At 74.3% G+C, this 1,913-nt stretch carries 1 protein-coding gene and 1 pseudogene; one reads left to right on the forward strand and one right to left on the reverse strand.

Annotation, left to right across the window (positions count from 1 at the left end; genetic code table 11):
• Window positions 1–746, reverse strand: a pseudogene (locus tag KBX39_RS30080) (nucleotide disphospho-sugar-binding domain-containing protein); the annotation flags it as partial.
• Window positions 747–939: 193 nt separating this feature from the next.
• Here KBX39_RS30080 and KBX39_RS30085 point away from each other — a divergent pair.
• A partial coding sequence (locus KBX39_RS30085; RefSeq protein WP_247660755.1) for a cytochrome P450 occupies window positions 940–1,913 on the forward strand: 974 nt, incomplete at its 3' end.

Below are 1,913 nucleotides of genomic sequence, written 5' to 3' on the forward strand. Positions count from 1 at the left end.
ACCTCCACGTCCGGCCCGGCCACCGCGTGGATCACCCCGGCCAGGTCGAGCCGGTCGTCCAGGCCCGCGCCGGCCATCATGGTGCCCGCCGTGACGCACACCCGGGGCCGGTCCGCCGGGCGGCGCAGCCAGGGCGGCAGCACGGCCGGGCCGTTGTACGGCACGAACCGCACCGGGCGGCCGGGGCGGCGCATCGGCACCTGCATCGGCGGCGGCACCGGGTCGAGCGTGAGCACTCCGTCCAACGCCACCTCGGCGGCGGCGAGCCCGAACCGGGCGGCGAGCGGCCCGACCACCGACTCCGGGTCCAGGCGCAGCGTGGTCGAGGAGTCCGGCCCCCACAGGTTCAGCACGCCGGGTACGCCGAGCGCGGCGGCGGCCACCGGCGCGGCCAGGTTGAACGGCTCCCAGAGGATCAGGTCCGGCCGCCAGGACCGGCCGAAGGAGACCAGCTCGTCGAGCACGGCGTCGGCGAAGCGGACCACCCCGCCGTCGGCGGTGATAGCCGGCTCCAGGGCGTCCGCCGTGGCGGGCCCGTCGAGCGGCGCCACCGCGCCGATCCGGCCGGCGAACGCGGCGGCGAAGTCGACGTCGGCGCCCAGCGGCACGGCGGCGAGCCCGGCCGAGCTGATCGCGCTGACCATCGAGGGGTGGCTGGCCACCCGCACCTCGTGGCCGGCGGCCTGGAGCGCCCAGCCGAGCGGGACCAGGCTGTAGAAATGCGACCGCCAGCCCCATGTCGACATCAGAATTCGCAGAGCCGCAGTCAAATCCCACCAATCCGCGCGTGAAACGGCAGTCCTGGCCAACCGATGCTAGGTGATGGAAGCGGTACGCGGAAGGTCGCGGACGACCGCAATGGATATTGACGCCGGGCTAACCGATGCGGGAGTCTTAGCCGATGCCCGAGGTGGACCGCGATCGGCAGGCGGTGGTGCGTTGAGCGTCAATTCCGGGTTGCGTTCCTATCCGTTCGAGCCATTCACCGGCGATCTTCCGGCCGAGCTGCTGGAGATGGTCGTGACCGAGCCGGTCAGCCGGGTGCGGCTGCCCGACGGGCGGGCCGCCTGGCTGGTGCTCGGCTACGAGCAGTGCTGCACCGTGCTGGCCGACCCCCGTTTCTCCCGGCTTCCGCTCGGCGCCACCGCGACGCCGGACGGCGGCGGTCCCCGCGAGTTGAACATGGACGGTCCGCCGCACGCGGCGGTGCGCCGGGTGGCCGCGCGCGCGTTCACCGCCCGCCGCATCGAGACGTTCCGTCCCCGGGTGCAGCGGCTGGTGGACGAGCTGGTCGAGGCGATGCTCGCCGGCCCGCGCCCGGCCGACGTGGTGGCCGGGCTGGTCGCGCCGCTGCCGGTGTTCGTGGTGTGCGACGTGCTCGGCGTGCCGGCCGCCGACCGTCCCCGCTTCTACGCCTGGATCGAGGGGCTGAACTCGGTCACCGCGTACGGCTCGGCCGACGCCGCGACCGCGCAGGCCCAGCTGCGGGACTACCTGGCCGGTCAGCTCGCGCGCAAGCGGGCCGAGCCCGGCGACGACCTGCTCTCGGCCTGGGTCCGCGGCACGCACGAGCTGGCCGACGCCGAGCTGGTCGAGCTGGCCATGGGGGTGCTGCTCGGCGGGCTGGAGATCAACTCGACGAGCGCCGGCCTGCTCGCGCTGTTCCGGCACCCGGAGCAGCTGGCCAAGCTGCGCGCGGCGCCGGAGAAGCTCTCCGCGGCCACCGACGAGATCCTGCGCTACACGTCGGTGAGCGCCATGTTCCGGGTGCAGGTGGTCCGGGAGGACCTGGTCCTCGGCGGCGTCGGCATGCGCGCCGGGGACTGCGTGATGGCGGTCCCGTGGGCCGGCAACCGCGCCCCCCGGTTCTTTCCCGAGCCGAACGTCTTCGACATCGTCCGCAGGCCCGAGGC

The sequence above is a fragment of the Micromonospora sp. D75 genome, from assembly GCF_018070405.1.
Classification (GTDB): Bacteria; Actinomycetota; Actinomycetes; order Mycobacteriales; family Micromonosporaceae; genus Micromonospora; species Micromonospora chalcea.